An 18,903-nucleotide genomic window follows, 5' to 3' on the forward strand; every position below is an offset into this window, starting at 1 on the left:
TCTATTCTTTCATAAAATATCATGTTCTCGCTTGTTTGTGGATGTTTTCCAATTATTTCTAACGAATTTCTTATTTTTATTTGTCATTTCAAGGATTTTCTGGCAGAATTATTCGTTTGAGGCGAAAAGTTTTGGTATACTTAGTTTAATTAGAATTGGGAGGTTATCTAGTGAACCATACACGTTTGCTGTGGCTGGCACAGCGAAAAAGCGATCGATTTATTCGCAAAAATTTTTCATCTATTCAAATCATCGTCGCTTATTACATATTAATGACGGTTATTTCTTATTTATTGTTTTGCCTCCCTATTTTCAGAGAACCTGACTCGCATGTTCCTTTTATTGATTTATTTTTCTTAGCAATCAGTACAGTCAGTGTTACTGGACTCACCACAGTCGATATTAATTCGGTTTTTAATGATCGTGGGATCGTCTTATTGGAGGTTCTTTTCCAAGTTGGTGGCTTAGGGATTATGATGATTTCAACGGTCTTTTTTATTTTATCAAAACGGCGAATCACATTAAAGCAACGTCAGTTAATTATGACTGACATGAATCAGCCGCGTCTGAGCGGAATTGTTCGACTGATCCGCACCACTTTTTTGATTTTAATTTGGTTCCAAGTAATCTTCGGCTCGCTCTTTTCGCTTTATTTTTATATAAGTGGTTATTATACAAACTGGCGAGATGCGATATTCTATGGATTTTATCAAGCTATTTCTGCAGTGACTAATTCAGGCTTTGATATTTCAGGTGATTCAATTATTCCTTTTGCTCATGATTATCTCTTTTTACTGGCAATTATGTTCTTAATTTTTATCGGCGGAATTGGATTTCCCGTTTTACTGGAAATTCATGAGTGGTTACATTTTAAGAAAAAGAACTTTCGTAAGAAGAAACGAGGCTTGCCTTTCCGCTTCTCATTGTTTAGTAAAATTGCTTTGCTAGCGTTTATTGTTCTGTTTATTGGTGGGACTATTTTGATTTACTTATTAGAAAAAGATCACCTATTTTTGACAATGAATGAAAGTGGCCGTTGGGTAAGTTCGATGTTTTATTCGATGACTACACGAAACGCTGGCCTCCAAATTAATGATTTAGGGGACTTCCAAATTACAACGTTGATTATTTTCTCTGTGTTAATGTTTATTGGTTGTAGTCCTAGCTCTGTTGGTGGTGGTGTTCGAACAACGACTGTTGCGATTATTGGCTTGTATTTGTTAGCCTTTTTAAAAAGTGAAGATGATATTAGCGTCTTTAGCCGTAAAATAGATGACGATGATGTCAAAAAATCGATTGTCGTCTTCATGTTATCTTTGATTATGTGCTTTTTCGCTGTCGTCTTTTTGTCAGCCACTGAAAATCTGCCCTTGATTTCAATCATTGTGGAAGTCGCTTCTGCCTTTGGAACAACCGGTCTTTCTTTGGGCATTACAGACGATTTAACAACAGTAGGTAAATTAATGATTGCCTTATTAATGTTTATTGGACGTATTGGTATGCTTTATACCTTAATGATTTTTGTACCAAAAGAAACACGTGACTTAGGCTACGAATACCCTTCAGAAAAAATTATTATTGGATAAAAAACAAAGCCTCTCAAGTAAGAGGCTTTGTTTTTTTATTTTTTCATGTGTGTGACTAGTTTGTTATAACTTTCAGAGCGTTCAATTGCATCTTCTTTAGTTTTATCAAGTAAATGTTCGACTACTTCTTGATTCTCTTTAATTGTATGCAGCGCAGAGTAACGTGTTTGTTTTTCAAGAAAATCACGCATTTTATCAAAATCTGTTTTCTTGTAGTCAATGACCATCGGATCTTTGCCTTTCTTAACTAACTCTGGATTATAGCGATAAAGAGGCCAATAGCCAGATTCAACGGCTTCTTTAGCTTGATCTAACGTCCGAACCATTCCGCCTTTGACCCCGTGATTAATACATGGGGTATAACCGATGATAATTGATGGGCCTGGGTACCGCTCCGCTTCGTCAATTGCTTTAATCGTTTGCATTGAGTTTGCGCCTAAAGCTACTTGTGCAACGTAGACATTCCCATAAGTGATTGCCATCATCCCTAAATCTTTTTTAGAGGTATGTTTCCCACCCGCTGAGAATTTGGCAATGGCTGAAGCTGGTGTAGCTTTAGATGTTTGCCCACCTGTATTGGCATATACTTCATTATCCATAACAAAAATATTAACATCTTCCCCACTGGCAAGAACATGATCAATGCCGCTAAACCCGATATCATAGGCCCAACCATCGCCGCCGACAATCCATTGACTCGTTTTCACTAGTAAATCTTTTTGTTCGTAAATTTTTGTTAAAAGTGGATCTTCATCGGCTTCTTCACTTAATGCCGCCGCTAGTTTGGTTGCTCGCTGTTGTGTTCCTTCCCCTTCAGCCATGTGTTCCAACCAATCATTTAACAAGGCTTGAAGTGAATCTGATCCGACGTTTTTAGCAAGACTTTCTTCAACCAGACTAGCTAAATGTTGCCGTTTCGTTCGATTGGCAATATACATACCATAACCATATTCCGCATTATCTTCAAACAGCGAATTACTCCAAGCTGGTCCTTGGCCACATTCGTTCGTTGTATAAGGTGTCACTGGTGACGAACCACCCCAAATTGATGAACAGCCTGTTGCGTTAGCAATCATCATTCGATCACCAAATAATTGCGTCAACAACTTAATATAAGGTGTTTCGCCACAGCCTTCACAAGCACCTGAAAATTCCATCAATGGCTGGTTAAATTGGGAACCTTTAACTGAAAGTTTTTTGACTGGGTTGGCTTTTTGTTTAAGAGTCATCGCAAAGGCCCAATTCATCGCTTGCTCTTTCTGAGTTTCATAAGGTTTCATTAAAATCGCCTTGTCTTTCACGGGACATGCCTGAACACAAAGACCACAACCTGTACAGTCTTCTAAAGAAACTTGGATACGATACATCAACCCATCTGTGCCACGCATTTCGCGCATGGCAAAACCTGCAGGTGCTTCTTTCAGTTCTTCTTCATCCGCTAAAAACGGTCGAATAGCCGCATGTGGACAAACAAAGGCACATTCATTACACATCGTACACTTATCCATTTGCCACTCAGGCACTTCTAACGCAATGCCACGTTTTTCATAAGCCGCAGTGCCCATAGGAATGGCACCGCCCTTCATTCCGTTTTCAATCAAATCTGAAACGGTCAGCTGATCCCCTTCTTGACGATTGATTGGTTCTAAAATATTTGTCACAAAAGCTGGAGCTTCCGACTCTTGATTTTCTGGTTCTAAAACAATGGTTGCCCAATCTTCTGGAACTACGATTTCTTGCAGCGATTCAAAGGTAGCATCAATCGCTTGGTAATTTTTTTCAACAATTTCCATTGATTTTTTTCCATAAGTCTTTTTCACTTCTTCTTTAAGTAACGGTAAATATTGCTCTTTCGTTAAAATATCTGTTACTTCAAAAAAGGCAGTAGACATCACTGTATTGATCCGACGGCCTAAGCCTACTTTGCGAGCTAACTCAACCGCATTGATAATATAAAATTTGATTTGGTGCTCCCCAATATATTTTTTTAACTTAGCCGGTAATAAACGGTGAACCTTTTCTTGATCCCAAATAGTATTCAGTAAAAACGTTCCGCCATCTTTTAAACCTTTTAACAGGTCGTATTTATGCAAATAGGAAGCATTATGACAAGCGATGAAATCTGCTTGTTCAATTAAATACGTGGAAGTAATTGGATCTTTACCAAAACGCAGATGCGAAACGGTTAAACCGCCTGATTTTTTAGAATCATAACTAAAGTAAGCTTGTGCATAAAGGTCGGTATGATCTCCGATAATTTTAATCGCTTGCTTGTTTGCTCCCACAGTTCCGTCAGAACCAAAGCCCCAAAATTTTGCTTGGAAGGTAGTATCTGGCGTTAAATCTAAAGTAGGTTCTTCTGGCAATGATTGATAGGTTACATCATCAACGATCCCTACCGTAAAACGTTGTTTTAATTCTTTAAATGGCAATAACAAATGATCATAGATCGCTTTAATTTGATTAGGCGCTACGTCTTTAGAGCCTAACCCATAACGTCCACCAATCACAATTGGTCGATTTTCATGTTGATAGAGAGCGCTTTGAACATCTAACAATAACGGTTCTCCTTCGGCTCCTGATTCTTTTGTTCGATCTAAAACCGCAACCTTTTCTACTGTAGCTGGTAATTTTTCAAGAAGGTTTTCGGTAGGAAATGGACGATATAAATGAATATTGATAAAACCAACTTTGCGTCCTTGTTGATTGAGATAGTCAACTGTTTGCTTGATTACTGGCGAAGCCGACCCCATTGAAATAATGACTTCTGTTGCATCTTCAACCCCGTAATAATCGGTTAAATCATACGTTGTTCCACGAAGATTGTTAATTTTTTTCATGTATTTTTGAACAATTTTTGGCATTTCTTCGTAATTTTTATTGACTGTTTCTCTTTGTTGAAAATGAATGTCAGGATTTTGAGCGGTCCCTGAAACAGTGGGATGATTAGGATTCATGCCTCCCATTCTAAAACGAGTTACAGCTTCCTGATTCACCATTTCTTTCAGGTCATCATAATCAATCACTTCGATTTTTTGTAGTTCATGGCTCGTTCTAAAACCATCAAAAAAGTTTACAAAAGGTAAACTACCTTCTAAGCTAGCTAAATGAGCAACTGCCGACAAATCCATCACTTCTTGAACACTCGATTCTGCTAACATACAAAAACCTGTTTGGCGGGTAGCCATCACATCGCCATGATCACCAAAAATACTCAACGCACTTGTCGTTACTGCCCGAGCCGCCACGTGGAACACAGAAGGCAGCAATTCTCCTGCGATTTTATACATATTGGGAATCATCAACAGTAAACCTTGTGAAGCAGTATAAGTAGTGGTTAACGCACCTGTTTTTAACGAACCATGAACTACTCCCGCTGCCCCAGCTTCTGATTGCATTTCAATAACTTGAACTTTTTGACCATAAATATTTTTTAAACCACTTTCCGCCCATTCATCCACCAACTCAGCCATTGTTGAACTTGGTGTGATAGGATAAATAGCGGCAACTTCTGTAAACGCATATGAAATATAAGCCGCTGCGGTGTTTCCATCCATTGTTTTTTTCATTTTTTCACCTTTTATCTTTCCTAAGCATTGCTTGTGACTGTTGTTTTTTGTGTTTTGACATACTGATCAATTGCATTAGCTGCGATTTTTCCGGCGCCCATCGCTAAAATAACGGTGGCAGCACCTGTGACTATGTCGCCCCCAGCAAAAACGCCAGGTATTGAGGTTGCTCCTGTTTTAGGATCAGCCTGAATGTACCCCCATTGGTTTAGTTCTATTTCTGGATATGTTGATAACAAGACTCGATTTGCCCCTTGGCCAATTGCCTCGATTACTGCATCAGCAGGAATGGTAAACGTGCTGTCTGGAACCGGTTCTGGCCGTCGTCTTCCAGACGCATCTGGTTCACCTAAAACCATTTTGACACATTCAACACCGGCTAGATTTCCTTGTTGGTCATCTAAATAAGCAATTGGATTCGTTAACCAATAATAGTTAATTCCTTCTTCAAGGGAATGGTGGTATTCTTCAATTCTTGCTGGTAATTCTTCTAACGAACGACGATACACAATGTTCACATTTTCAGCGCCTAATCGTTTGGCTGAACGAGCAGCATCCATTGCAACATTCCCGCCGCCAATCACAACAACATTTTTAGCACGTTTAATCGGTGTATCATATTCTGGAAACTCATAGCTATGCATTAAATTGATTCGTGTTAAAAATTCACTAGAAGAATAAACCCCATTTAAACTAGTTCCTGGGATTCCCATAAAGTTTGGTGCCCCTGCACCAACCGATAGATAACAGGCATCAAACTCTGACATTATTTCTTCCATCGTAATCGTTTTACCTACTACCACATTGGTTTCTATTGTTACACCTAAGGCTTCAATACTCGCAATTTCTTGTTTAACAATTTTTTTCGGTAATCGAAATTCAGGTATGCCATAGGTTAATACGCCGCCAGCTTCATGAAGCGCTTCAAAAATAATTACTTCGTAGCCTAGCTTTGCCAAATCCCCCGCAACTGTTAACCCAGAAGGACCAGAACCGACCACTGCGATTTTCCCTTTTGTTGGTTCCGCTGTTTTTTTAGGAAACATGTGATTTTCTAATGCCCAATCGGCAACTAAACGTTCTAATTTGCCAATTGCCACTGGTTCAAAGTTTTTGGCTTTCCCTAATTTACAAACTTGTTCACATTGTTTCTCTTGCGGACAAACGCGTCCACAAATAGCAGGTAAATTCGTATATTTACTTAAAATATCGGCTGCTTGTTCCATGTTTCCTTCACGAATAGCTAAAATAAATCCAGGAATATCAATCATCACGGGGCATTTAGCAATACAAGGTGCATTTTTACATTGTAAACAACGAACCGCTTCTTCTTGCCCTTCTGCTAATGTATAGCCTAAGCAAACCTCTTCAAAATTACTCTTTCTGATAGTAGGTGCTTGTTCCGCAATCGGTGTTTTTATACGACTTTTTCTAGCCATTTTTCTTCACCTGCTCTTTCAAACGATCTGTAAAGCAAACTGCTTCTTCTTCCTGATATTGCTTCATTCGATTAATGAATTCATCCCAATTTACTTCATTGCCTTTAAACTCAGGTCCATCAACACAGGCAAATTTCATGGTGCCATCAACAGTGACCCGACAACCGCCACACATACCTGTTCCGTCAATCATAATAGGATTCAAGGAAACATAAATTGGTAATTGATGTTTTTCAGCTGTCAAGGTACAAAATTTCATCATGATGCTGGGCCCAATCGCCCAACTGCACGCTACAGATTCACGTGCAATAACTTCTTCCATCGCTTCTGTTACTAAGCCCTTTTTACCTAATGAACCATCATCCGTTGTAATGATTAGTTCATCCGAATAACGACGGCATTCTTCTTGTAACAGAACTAACTCAGCTGTTCGTGCCCCCAAAATCGTAATCACTCGGTTGCCTGCTTCTTTTAAAGCCTTGATAATTGGATAAATAGCCGCGATGCCAACCCCGCCACCGACAACCATCACCGTTCCATATTGCTTCACTTCTGTGGGCATACCTAAAGGTCCAGTGATATCTAACAAAGAGTCTGAAGTTTTAAGCTGGGAAAGTGCAGCTGTTGTCTTACCGATTACTTGGAAAATAATTCGAATACTGCCTGCTTGTGGATTTGTCTCCGCAATCGTTAAAGGGATCCGCTCTCCCTTTTCGTCAATTCTTAAAATAACAAACTGTCCAGCCTGGGCATGTGTCGCTATTCTTGGTGCTTCCAGCCAAAAATCAAATGTATTACTAGATAATTGAGTCGACTGAAGAATATTAAACATTGAAATACCTACCTTCATCATTCCTTTTCATTCTGACTCCTACTTTCTTAAACCTTTAGGCAACGCTATCAGATAAAGTTGTGGCGACACTTTTAACAAATGTTTTTAGCATTTCGATGTCTTCTTCTTCTGCATTGTTTTCAATTTCAACTGTTTCAGCTACTTTTTTAGCACCAGCTTTTTCAAAAGCTCCTACAAAATCATGCGCTGATTTACAGAAAAATTCACCATATTCACGATCACCGGAACCAACAACGCCAAATGGCTTACCTGCTAAATCCTTTTCAGTTAATTCATCAAAGAAATCTTCAAATTCAAAAGGCAGTTCCCCATCACCATAAGTATACGTTGCGATAATACAAGCATCTGCATCATCAAAGAAGTCTACATCAACTTCTGAACATTCTTCACGTTCTACTTCAACTCCAGCTTCTTGAAACTGTTCTTCCAAAATCTCGGAAATTTCTTCTGTGTTTCCAGTCATACTTGCATAAACAATTTTTACTAGTGCCATCTTCATTCATTTCCTTTCTGTTGTCCTAAATATTTCAATGCATTCAAATGCAATTGTAACCCCTTACATTAATTCCTAAAAAAATAACTTTTACAAATGATTTTATTCACAAACTAATCTAACTAAGTATGTACTCTTCTCCTTTCGAGATAGAGTATTTTTTACTACGTCTTTACTATACCACACTCCAAACCTTTTTAACAATATTTTTAAGGTAAAAAAAATATTATTTAGGTTCTTTTTTATAAAATGTTTTTCCTTCTTCCAATCATAAAAATTGCTTCTAAAACCGCTCCCCCTAATGCACGAGCTTTGTCGGAGATCGTCAAGCAATCGACTTTCTCAACCGGTCGAGGATCTACATCCGCACACTTCAACCCTTGATAACAGGTTACCTTTTCTGAAATCAATCCTCTCAAAGTCCCTGTCAGAGGCGAATAAACTGGAACCTGATCGATAAAAAATAATACTTCCCCTTTCAACACGAGATCCCCTATGTTTTTAAGGTGGGTAACTTGTCCGGAAGCAGGGGCATGGACAACTCGTTCCGCACTTTTTCCGCCAATTTCACCTGGAATACCTGTATTAGGTAAAGCTGTTCCTTCAAAGTATAAACGTCCCAGCCTATGGCCACGCATTGTCTCAATCACAACATCGACATCTTGCGGTGCTGAAAAACCTGGTCCTAAAGCAATCGTAATCGGTGCCATTCCTCGATGCGTACCTAAATTTTTCTTAGCCAAAATCGCATCGATAACAATCAGTGGTTTCAATTGTTGAATAGCACTTGCTGTTTGATCGACAAAAACAGGCAGCTTATTTTGCTGCCAACATTTCGCGCAATCCTTTAATGAAGTAATTCGAACAGCAATCAAATCTTCCACTCTTTGTTCTTTCTGAAAAATAGCATCACAAACTGAAACAGTCCTCCGAATGGCCAGAGGACATTCTGTTTCTAATACTAGTATTTTAAAGCCAACGTGCCATAATTTTTGGATAACGCCTGTCGCTAGATCGCCCCCTCCGCGAACAATCACTAATTTTTCTTGGATGTTTTGACTGATTTCTCCCATAAAATAAGTCCTTTCTCTAATTCCATATTGCAAGCAATAATTTTGTCTAATTTTTCAAAACAGCTTTTGGGTAACTGAAGACAGACATTCATCGCTTGAACGAACTCTCTTCGCGTATGGGTTTGATTTAAACACAAAATTCGTTTGCCTTGGCTCTCTTTAAACAATCCTTTTGGATGAGCAATCAGTTGAGCTAACAATGTTTCTGTGATTGGTTCTTGTTGTTGCGCATCGGTTAATTCCAAAAAAAGCGGCAACCGATGAATGGTCGTTTCATCTATCTTTTGACCAATCACAGAAATCGGAAGCACACCAATTGTGGTGGTTGTTTCTTTTAATATCACGGGTTCATAAGAGGACCAGCCTTTCAAAGGTCGTTGTTTGGAACCATCCGCTTCTAAAAAAACTTTCGTGAAGTGCTGAAACAATATTTGAAGCGAAGTCATTGCAGGCATCGTTAGTTTTGTTTGATTGTTGATAGCGGTTCCTGCTAAAGTGATTCCGCAGATATTCGGCGTTATTTTTTCAAAATGGTTTGTATAAAAATAATCATACAATTGACGTTGGGGAAACCCAATTTTTGTAGTTGTACTAACCAGAACAGCTTCCTTTCGATATGTTTTTGCTAGCGCCCACATTAAGCTTGTTTTCCCACCACTACCAACAATTGACACAATCTCCTTTCCTTGTAAATCAAAACACTTTTTTAAGGACTCCACAGTTGGTACCTCCTTTCCCCAAGGTCATTTTTCACAGAAAAAATAGAGGCTACGCGTACTTTTGCTTCTTCTAAAAAACATACACTGTGAGTTATTTCCGCTTCATTAATGAGTAAACCGATCCCACAGCCATCCGTCAATGATGGTGGCAAAGTAAAGACCCGAACAGCCACCTTTCTTGTCAACAGTACTTGTTCTGCCTGAACAGCATAATGTGTATTCGGAAAGGTTAGCAAATACTCCATCTTTTCACCTTCTTTTTTTGTTAAAGCGTAATTACTTTAGCCGCTTGATTCATTGTTTCAACAATTTCGTACATATTAGTAATAGAGCCGATAGCTAAGGTGTCTGTTAAATGATAAAAATCTAAACAGGCCCCACACGTTTTAATCGTGGTTCCCTTCTCCGCTAATTGTTGCAAATCAGCTAAGGTATTCGCTGCTTGATTCGTTAAAAACGCCCCTCGATTAAAGAATAATAGCTGTGTAGGAACAGTTTCTGCTTCTGATAAGGATTGAAGATAACTTTTCATTAGTAGTCGTCCTAGCTGCTCGTCTCCAGTACCTAATTGATCGGAGCCAATCGTAATTACTAAATCTGTTGCTGACTGACTTGTTTGTTGCGTCGCTTCTTCAGGTACCGTAATTTTGACAGAGAAAACCGTGGCTTCTATCTGCTTCGCAGTCAAAGTGGCCTGTTTTTTAGCAGCTAATTTTTTCAAATTTTCAACAGCGACTTCGTTATCGACTAAAACCTCGATAGTGCCTCCAGCTAAACCTAACTCCGCCAAAGCTTTTTTTGTTTCAATCACAGGTATTGGGCAAGGTTTCCCCAATGCATCTACTAATTTCATATTTGGCCCTTCTTTCTATAAAAGTACTACTGCTTGTTGTTCTTTTGGCAGAACCTCGCCAATAATTTTGGCAACAGGGTCCTCTTTTTGAATAGCTGCTAAACAGGCTGCCGCTTCGTCAGCAGCGACACTAATTAACAGTCCGCCAGATGTTTGTGGATCAAACAAAAGTTCTTGCATTTCCATAGAAATTTTTGAATAATCGATTGTCGTTCCGATTGTTTGTCGGTTTCTTTGCCCAGCTGCAGTGACTAAACATTCTGCGGCGTAGGCCAACGCTCCTGTAATGGTTGGTAATGCTTCTGTATCAATCAGTAATGTTACCTGATTATCAGCCATTTCTTTCGCATGAATTAATAGACCAAACCCAGTCACGTCAGTACAAGCATGTACTGCGTAGGATCGAGCATTCGCAGCGGCATATTTATTTAAACGTTCCATCGAATCTTGTGAGATTTTTTGTTCCGTCTGCTTCGCCAATTGCCCCCGAACAGCCGCTTGAATAATTCCTACACCTAATGCTTTAGTTAAAATCAAGACATCCCCCACCTGTGGCGTATTATTATGCCACAAATTTTCTGGATGAACTTCTCCAGTTACCGCTAGACCATACTTGGGTTCATGGTCATAAATCGAATGGCCTCCTGCCAGTAAAGCACCCGCTTCCTTTAATTTTAAACTGCCACCCAAGAGCATTTGTTCCAACCATTCTTTTGACATCTTTTGTGGAAAACAAACAAGATTTAACGCATAAAGGACTGTTCCGCCCATGGCATAAACATCACTTAAAGCATTAGCGACCGCAATTTTTCCAAATGATAACGGATCATTGACCATTGGTGAAAAAAAATCTACCGTTGAAATCAAAGCTTTTTCAGGCGTTATTTGGTAAACCGCGGCGTCGTCGGCATGTTCAAATCCGACGAGTAGCCGCTCATTTGCCGGTGTTTCGGGTAAGTGTTGCAACAATTGATTCAGTACACGGGATTCAATTTTTGCCCCGCAGCCACCTGATGTACATTGTGATAAAAAATCCATGCTGTCCGCTCCTTCTCAAATTAGTAGTTCTTGTAAAGCGTGAATTGTCCAAGTAATTTCTTCAGGCGTTGTCTGCCAACCAAAGCTAAAACGTAAGGTGCCAGTTGCTAAAGTCCCAGCTGTTTCATGGGCTAATGGTGCACAATGCAAACCTGCGCGCGTCATAATGCCATATTGTTCTGCTAGTTGCTGTGCTACCACTGTTTCTTCCTGATTCCACAGTGTGATAGAAACAACAGGGACAGTTTGTGCCACGTCCTTGGTTCCTAAAATTGTGACAGATAACCCTGATAAACCATCTAAAAAATTCTGCATTAAGGTTCGTTCGTGCTTTTGAATCGCTGCTAAACCAATTTTATTCAACTCTTTAACAGAACTATTTAAGCTTAAAATACCTAAACTGTTTAACGTACCAGCTTCAAATTTATCTGGTAAAAAAGAGGGTTGATCAAAAGAATTAGAACGGCTACCTGTACCGCCCGTTATCAGTGGTTTGACCGCTTCAGCCCCTCGCTCGCTAAAAGCTAACCCACCAATACCTGCTAATCCATATAAGCTTTTATGTCCAGTAAAGGCTAACACATCAATGGCCATCTGAGTCATTTTTATTGGTAGAAAGCCCGCCGTTTGAGCCGCATCCAAAACGGTTAATAATCCTTTCTGTTGGGCCCATTGAAAACATTCTTCAATGGGTAAAATGGTGCCTAAGACATTCGACGCGTGTGTCATCACCAATGCTTTTGTATTCGTTCGCCAGGCTCGCTGAATATCTTCTACATCTAACAGGCCCGTTTTTTGACAAGCAACATACGTCACTGAAATACCTCGTTCTTTCTCAAGTAAGTGAAGAGGTCTAGCTACTGCATGATGTTCTAGCATGGTCGTAATCACATGGTCGCCAGGTTGTAAAATCCCCGCTAATGCAAGATTTAAGGAAGTTGTTGCGTTATTCGTAAACGTAATCTGAGCCGCACTGGGTGCCTGAAAAAAGTCTGCTAACAATTGACGTGTCTCTAAAAGAGGAAGCCCCTCTCTAAGCAAAGGGGCATTTCTTCCGTAATTCATGAACTGATTTTCTGCTAAATAGGCAGTCAAAGCCTCAATGGTTGCTGGAAATTTTTTATAGGAAGTCGCTGCATAATTTAAATAAACCAAGTCCTTCATACGCTTTTCCTCTCTAACTATTGGTTTCTTGAATTAATTTTCTGTACTCTTCTGGCGTATCGATATCTTTTAAACGGCCAGGAGTCGCTATTTTCAACATCTGAACTGCTTCTGGAAAGCGTTCACAAATCATGCGTCCGCCTGTTTCACCAGTCAATGTTAATAGTTCTTGTCGAAATTGATTACCGAATAATACTGGACTACTAGGACAACCATCTTTTTGTAATGGCACTATAATTTTATTTCTCTGACATTTATCTAACACGGGTTGTAGCATTTTAGGTGTTAACAATGGTTGATCACTAGGTAAGTATAAATAGCCAGCTCCCCGAGCTTGTTCAGTTCCTAAACGAATACTGCTACTTTGCCCTTCTTGCCATTGATGATTGAGAATCAACTGAATGTTCTTAGGTAAAGGAAACGCTGGCTGATTCTCAGGCGAAACAACTAAAATCCGTTCTAATACGTCTAATTGGTTCACTAAGGTTAACGTGTGCTCTAAAAATGTTTTTCCTTGATATTTTAAGAACAATTTATTTTGGCCCATCCGTTGTGAATTGCCCGATGCTAGAATAATGACACTAACGAGTGACATGAGTTGTCTCCTTTTATCTTTTTTTCTTTTGATAAGGGGTATTTTCTAAAGGCAGACTTGGTCGGAGCTGACCATCCAAGGCGAAATATGCGCCTGCTAAAGCTGGTGCGGTAGGGATCGTTGCTAACTCACCTACGCCTTTAATTCCATAGGCTAAACCTTCGTGAAGATTGTCAGCATGAACCAAAATTGTTTCGATTGGTGGTACTTGAGTGGCGTTCACTAATCCTAGCGTTGCATATTTTGCTTTAACATAACCTTCTTCTAAGGCAAATTTTTCAGTTAAAGCATACCCCATGCCCATTGCAATCCCACCTTCAATTTGACCTTCAGCAGCTCGTGGATTCACCACTTGCCCCATATCATACGCAGCCACAAATTTAGCTACTTTTCCTTTGTCATCTAGAATAGCTACTTCAGCAGCATAACCATAACCAGCATGACTAACTGGACTTTTTTTATCATTAATTAATGGATCCGTTTTCGCTGAATATTCCCCATAAAATTCTTCACCTTCCAAATCACTTAAAGCACGTCCCATATCAAGTTCATACCGTAATTGCATTGCCGCTCTTCTAGTTGCTTCTCCTGTGAAGAGTGACTGCCTCGAAGCCGTTGTCGTTCCTGAATTCGGTGTTCTTCTCGTATCAGGGGCTTCCGCAACAATCATTTCTGGTGGTAAATTTAATGTTTCACAGGTAATTTGCGTCGTAACGGTTGCCATCCCTTGACCGATACAAGCAGCACTTGTGCGGACATGTATTTTTCCTTCTTCAACAGAAATAATACAACGCCCTGTATCAGGTAGCCCTACACCCACACCACTATTTTTAAAGAAACTAGAAATTCCAGCAACTTCCGCTTGTTCATAGACGTCTTTAACCGCTAACAAGGCTTCTTTTAACGCCGCATTTTTTGAGACCAATTGTCCATTCGGTAAAGTATCTCCTGGGGCGACGGCATTTTTAAAGCGTATTTCCCATGGTGATAGTCCGACTTTTTCTGCTAACAAGTTTAAATTACTTTCAATTGCAAAAGCCGTTTGGCAAACACCAAATCCACGAAATGCACCTGCTGGCGGATTATTAGTATATACAGCAAACCCTTCCACATTAATCGTTTGATACTTGTAAGGACCTGCCGCATGTGTACAAGCCCGTTGCAATACTGGTCCTCCTAAAGAAGCATAGGCCCCAGTATCCGCATAAATCACTGCTTTCATTGCAGTTAAATTGCCTTCTTCATCACAGCCGGTCGTAAAGTCCATTTCCATGCCATGGCGTTTGGGATGAACCATCAAACTTTCTTCACGGCTTAGCAGTACTTTTACTGGTTTCTTCAATAACCAAGCGGCTAAGGATGCATGATGCTGAACACTCATGTCTTCTTTCCCACCAAAACCGCCACCAACAAGTTTTGATTGAACATGAATTTTTTCCTTATCCAGTCCTAACATCCGAGCCACTTCCCGTTGTTCATCATAGATACTTTGACCCGCACTAAAGAGTAAAATGCCCTCACCTTCAGGCTGTGCAATCGCACACTCGGGTTCCATAAAGGCATGTTCGTTAATTGGTACGGAATAATGTTCTGTCACTACAAACGCAGAATTTGCTAATACTCCATCTGCGTTGCCACGTACCAAGTGTTCATGAGACAAGATATTGCCCTTTTCATGAATAGCTGGTGCACCTTCTGCTAAAGCAGCTTCACAAGAAGTAAGCGGTATCATTTCTTCGTAATCAACTTCCACTAAATTTTTTATCTCTGGTAAGGTTTCTTTTCTTTTTGAAACAACGAGTGCTACTGCATCCCCAACATACCGTGTTATTTCTCCTTCTGGAATCATTACATCCCAATCGGAAATAAATTCTAAATGACCAATTTTATTATTTCCTGGAACGTCTTTAGCTGTGAACACAGCCACACAGTCAGGATGCGCCAATGCTTGGGTACTATCGATTGATAGAACTTTTGCGCGAGGATAGGCACTCCGCAAAGCAGATGCATGAAGCATTCCTTCTATGTCAATGTCATCTACATAAATCCCTGTTCCTAAGGTTTTCTCTACTGCATCGACCCGTTGGAAGTCTTCCCCTAATTTACCATTTGAATGTTCTTCCGGAATGCTCGTTTCTTCACAAAACATTTTAGCAGCTAACTGAATGGCTTCTATTATTTTCACATATCCTGTACAACGACAAATGTTCCCGCGTAAAGCTTTCTGAATGTCTTCTTTTGTGGGTTCGGGTTTCTTGTTCAATAATCCTTGTGTCGAAATAACCATCCCAGGGATGCAATATCCGCACTGAACTGCACCCGTTTTTGCAAACGCATAGGCGTAGACATCTTTTTGCCGTTGGCTTAAACCTTCGATTGTCGTGACTTCTTTACCAGCTAATTTTTCTAAAGTAAACAAACACGCTTTGGAAGCCTTTCCATTTACTAGCACCGTACATGCGCCGCAAGAGCCTTGGTTACAACCATCTTTTGTTCCAGTTAGGCCCAGATCCTCCCGCAAAAAGTCCATTAATTTTTTGTTTGTTTCACAGGTTTCACTTTGACCATTTACAATAATTGAATACATTTCTTGCACCTCGATTTCTGATATAGTTTAGTGTTCAATCACCTAGATTATACCACAAATCTTCGTTCTAAAAATTATTTTTTAGCAAAAAAACTTTTTTGTTCAACTTAAAGGTCCTCATTATTGATAGCGCTGTTGAATTAATTCTCCCGCGATGCTAATCGCTAACTCTTCTGGTGTTTCGGCTGCAATGTCTAAGCCAATTGGCATGAAAATTCTTTCAATTTCATTCATTGTATAACCGACCTCTTTTAACCGTCGAACTTGTGAAGCAATTTTGTGTTTGCTCCCCATCACACCAATATATTTGGCTGGTGTTTCCAATAACTGTTTGGCAACGATGAAATCAAAATTGTGTCCTCTGGTAATTACTATACCATAATCGTCCGCCGTTATTTCAATAAACGCAGCTAAATTTTCTAAAGGAATAACCCGTAGTTCCTCAGCTTGTGGAAAAGCTTGTGCCGTCAAAAATTCTGGACGATCGTCCACTACAACGCAATAAAACGATAAATAGTTTAAAATAGGTACCAATGCGCGTGCGACATGACCACTTCCAAAAATATACACTTTCCCTACTTGGAGGATTGCTTCTGTTAAAAAAATTATGTCCTCTTTTTGCTCACAATGGATACCTTTAGGTAGCAAACTTAATTCCCCCTCCCAAGAAGTGGAACCAATCAATTCGCCTGTTTCACTATAAAAGGATACTTTTCCTAAATTGTTTTGATCTAGTTCAGTCATTAACCAACCTTGTTGATTATTTTGAAAATGCGTTTCTATGGACTCACACAACTCTTTTAAAAATGGCGTTTCCCATGAAAGATAATGGAAAAAAATCGTGACATTTCCGCCACAGACCATACCTAAATCAGCAATATTATTCGGTGCTAAAATAAATTGACGTTGTGCATTTTCTTTCTCAATAAGTAGCTTTTTTGCCACTTGTTCAGCCTGAAATTCAACCGCGCCACCACCAACAGTTCCGGCTATTCTACCTTCGGCGGAAACCAGCATTCTAGCCCCTTGACTTCGTGGTGTAGATCCTGAACTTGTACCAATCGTTAATAACATCGTGTCTTGCTTTTCCAATATTGCCTGTTTCAAACGCTGAAATACTTCTCTCATTTCAGTTCCTCCGATACTACATCCTGTTCTTTAAATATTTCTTCAAAGCATGCCTCTACCTGTTGATACACTTTTTTCTCAAATAAAAGATATTGATCAATCAACTCTTTTCCTTGATCCGTAACAATTGACCCGCCACCATTACAACCACCAACACTTTTGATAATTAATGGAAAAGATAGCTCTTCTTCAGCTACCCGCACAATTCGCCATGCCTTATTATAAGACATTTTCATCTCTTTTGCCGCTAAGTTTAGTGAACCAGTTTGCTGAATTTTTTGTAAAACTTCGACAACGCCAGGACCAAAAAAGTTCCGATCTGTTTTTAATTTTAAGTTTAGGGAATACGTAAACATCTTCTCCTCCTTTATTCGTTCATTTTTTTATAGATAACGTAAGGGAAAAAGGATACGAAAGCTTACTCACTTTCGTATCAAAAAAAGCAATCTTCACTCAAGTGCTACGCGCTTTTTTGGTTTTAAAATGACATTTAAAAAGACTGCTACCAAAGTGGTTAAGATAACTTCCGAATTACCGAAAATCGTTGTTACCCAAGTTGGAAAACCAGCTAAGCTTCCAGTAGACAATGTGACACCAATTCCAAATGCTAGAGCTGTTCCGACAACCCCAGTATTTCGAGGAGTCATTTCCTGCGAAGCAATCATCCGAATACCTGTCATAGAAATAGAAGCAAAAACTGAAATCGTTGCGCCACCAATTACTGCGTAAGGAATCGTAGTTAATAACGCAGCTACTTTCGGAACAAAACCAGCAATTAATAATATAACTGAAGCGAAAACCAGAACATACTTATTAATCACTTTTGTTACCGTAACCAGACCAACATTTTGTCCAAAAGTTGCCACTGGGATTGATCCAAATAAACTGCCAATAAAGTTAGTGAAACCACTCCCCATAATTCCGCCAGATAATTCTTCATCCGTTGCATCCCGATCCATTGCCCCAACCGTTGTTGCTGTAAATTGACCGATGGCTTGAACAGCATCAACAATAAACATCACCACAAGCGTAAAGATTGGTACCAATTGAAAATCCAGTCCAAAATGAAACGGGGTAATTACCTGAACGATTTTAGCATTTTGAACTGGCTCAAAACTAACCATCCCTAAAGCTAAAGAAATCAAATAGCCAATAACCATTCCGTTTAAAATTGCTGATAACTTCAAAAATCCTTTTGCAAAATAATTGAAGTAAAAGACAATCGCAAAGGTTAATAATGCAACTAACCAATTCCGGGCTGAACCAAAATCAGCACTACCAGCTCCTCCTGCCATATACTTAATCGCAACTGGAAACAAGGATAGGCCAATACTTAAAATAACCGTTCCTGTTACTAAAGGCGGAAACAACACACGGATTTTTTTAATGAACAAACCAACAATAATAACAAGAATACTGCCAACTAATTGTGAACCAAAAATTGCTGCAATTCCAAAATCAGCTCCGATGGCCATCAAAATCGGTACATACGCAAAACTTGCCCCCATCATAACTGGTAACCGTGAACCCACTTTTCCAAAAATAGGGAAAAGTTGAATTAACGTTGCAACTGCTGAAAAAATCAATGATGTTTGAATCAAAATAGTCGTATCACTAGGACTTAATTGGCAAACTTTGGCAATCATGATTCCCGGTGTGACAATCCCTACTACTGCTGCGACAACGTGTTGCAATCCCATCGGAATTGCTTCAGAAATTGATAGTTTCGCATCATATTCAAATAATGCTTGCTCTTTTTTTTCATTCATAGGATCGTTTCCTTCTTCTTTTTATTCTAAAAGGATT

At 39.4% G+C, this 18,903-nt stretch carries 16 protein-coding genes; 1 reads left to right on the plus strand and 15 read right to left on the minus strand.

Annotated features, from left to right (window positions below):
* Positions 1 to 170 precede the first annotated feature (170 nt).
* The gene (locus IGK70_RS10360; RefSeq protein ID WP_002385738.1) at positions 171 to 1,586 is read left to right on the plus strand and encodes a Ktr system potassium uptake protein D; all 1,416 of its coding nucleotides are present in this window, start codon (positions 171 to 173) and stop codon (positions 1,584 to 1,586) included.
* A gap of 35 nt (positions 1,587 to 1,621) precedes the next feature.
* On the opposite strand, the gene nifJ is transcribed toward IGK70_RS10360, so the two are convergent.
* From nifJ to IGK70_RS10435, 15 genes are all read right to left on the minus strand, one after another.
* Positions 1,622 to 5,155 carry a pyruvate:ferredoxin (flavodoxin) oxidoreductase gene (gene nifJ, locus IGK70_RS10365; protein WP_438775247.1) on the minus strand — a complete coding sequence of 1,178 codons (3,534 nt, stop codon included), beginning with the start codon at positions 5,153 to 5,155 and terminating at the stop codon, positions 1,622 to 1,624.
* A 20-nt stretch (positions 5,156 to 5,175) separates the two neighbouring features.
* Positions 5,176 to 6,594 carry an NADPH-dependent glutamate synthase gene (gltA, locus tag IGK70_RS10370; RefSeq protein WP_071981557.1) on the minus strand — a complete coding sequence of 473 codons (1,419 nt, stop codon included), beginning with the start codon at positions 6,592 to 6,594 and terminating at the stop codon, positions 5,176 to 5,178.
* Complete coding sequence (locus IGK70_RS10375) at positions 6,587 to 7,444, minus strand: sulfide/dihydroorotate dehydrogenase-like FAD/NAD-binding protein (RefSeq protein WP_025186668.1); 858 nt, start codon at positions 7,442 to 7,444, stop codon at positions 6,587 to 6,589. The genes gltA and IGK70_RS10375 overlap by 8 nt, the downstream gene beginning before the upstream one ends.
* Before the next feature lie 37 nt (positions 7,445 to 7,481).
* Positions 7,482 to 7,946, minus strand: a complete 465-nt coding sequence (locus IGK70_RS10380; protein WP_002382673.1) for a flavodoxin — start codon at positions 7,944 to 7,946, stop codon at positions 7,482 to 7,484.
* Positions 7,947 to 8,182: 236 nt separating this feature from the next.
* A complete protein-coding gene (yqeB, locus tag IGK70_RS10385) occupies positions 8,183 to 9,013 on the minus strand; it encodes a selenium-dependent molybdenum cofactor biosynthesis protein YqeB (RefSeq protein ID WP_002400904.1) in 831 nt (276 codons plus the stop codon).
* Positions 8,977 to 9,732, minus strand: coding sequence for a selenium cofactor biosynthesis protein YqeC (gene yqeC / locus IGK70_RS10390; RefSeq protein WP_002367120.1), 756 nt, complete (start codon positions 9,730 to 9,732; stop codon positions 8,977 to 8,979). The genes yqeB and yqeC overlap by 37 nt, the downstream gene beginning before the upstream one ends.
* Positions 9,720 to 9,977: a DUF3343 domain-containing protein gene (locus tag IGK70_RS10395; protein ID WP_002367121.1), complete on the minus strand. Its 258-nt coding sequence runs from the start codon at positions 9,975 to 9,977 to the stop codon at positions 9,720 to 9,722. Before IGK70_RS10395 ends, yqeC begins: the two co-directional genes overlap by 13 nt.
* A gap of 20 nt (positions 9,978 to 9,997) precedes the next feature.
* Positions 9,998 to 10,585 carry a sulfurtransferase-like selenium metabolism protein YedF gene (yedF, locus tag IGK70_RS10400; RefSeq protein ID WP_002374269.1) on the minus strand — a complete coding sequence of 196 codons (588 nt, stop codon included), beginning with the start codon at positions 10,583 to 10,585 and terminating at the stop codon, positions 9,998 to 10,000.
* 15 nt (positions 10,586 to 10,600) lie between these two features.
* Complete coding sequence (selD, locus tag IGK70_RS10405; protein WP_104855564.1) at positions 10,601 to 11,623, minus strand: selenide, water dikinase SelD; 1,023 nt, start codon at positions 11,621 to 11,623, stop codon at positions 10,601 to 10,603.
* A 15-nt stretch (positions 11,624 to 11,638) separates the two neighbouring features.
* Positions 11,639 to 12,787 carry a selenocysteine lyase SclA gene (gene sclA / locus IGK70_RS10410; protein ID WP_104855565.1) on the minus strand — a complete coding sequence of 383 codons (1,149 nt, stop codon included), beginning with the start codon at positions 12,785 to 12,787 and terminating at the stop codon, positions 11,639 to 11,641.
* Between the two features lie 13 nt (positions 12,788 to 12,800).
* The gene (gene mocA / locus IGK70_RS10415; protein WP_002419486.1) at positions 12,801 to 13,382 is read right to left on the minus strand and encodes a molybdenum cofactor cytidylyltransferase; all 582 of its coding nucleotides are present in this window, start codon (positions 13,380 to 13,382) and stop codon (positions 12,801 to 12,803) included.
* A 13-nt stretch (positions 13,383 to 13,395) separates the two neighbouring features.
* Positions 13,396 to 15,969 carry a selenium-dependent xanthine dehydrogenase gene (gene xdh, locus IGK70_RS10420; RefSeq protein ID WP_104855566.1) on the minus strand — a complete coding sequence of 858 codons (2,574 nt, stop codon included), beginning with the start codon at positions 15,967 to 15,969 and terminating at the stop codon, positions 13,396 to 13,398.
* A 120-nt stretch (positions 15,970 to 16,089) separates the two neighbouring features.
* Complete coding sequence (locus IGK70_RS10425; protein WP_002419484.1) at positions 16,090 to 17,097, minus strand: XdhC family protein; 1,008 nt, start codon at positions 17,095 to 17,097, stop codon at positions 16,090 to 16,092.
* Positions 17,094 to 17,453, minus strand: coding sequence for a winged helix-turn-helix domain-containing protein (locus tag IGK70_RS10430; protein WP_002356595.1), 360 nt, complete (start codon positions 17,451 to 17,453; stop codon positions 17,094 to 17,096). The genes IGK70_RS10425 and IGK70_RS10430 overlap by 4 nt, the downstream gene beginning before the upstream one ends.
* A gap of 93 nt (positions 17,454 to 17,546) precedes the next feature.
* A complete protein-coding gene (locus IGK70_RS10435; RefSeq protein WP_220421702.1) occupies positions 17,547 to 18,866 on the minus strand; it encodes a nucleobase:cation symporter-2 family protein in 1,320 nt (439 codons plus the stop codon).
* Positions 18,867 to 18,903 lie beyond the last annotated feature (37 nt).

The sequence above is a fragment of the Enterococcus sp. DIV0358 genome (assembly GCF_051713465.1).
Lineage (GTDB): Bacteria > Bacillota > Bacilli > Lactobacillales > Enterococcaceae > Enterococcus > Enterococcus faecalis.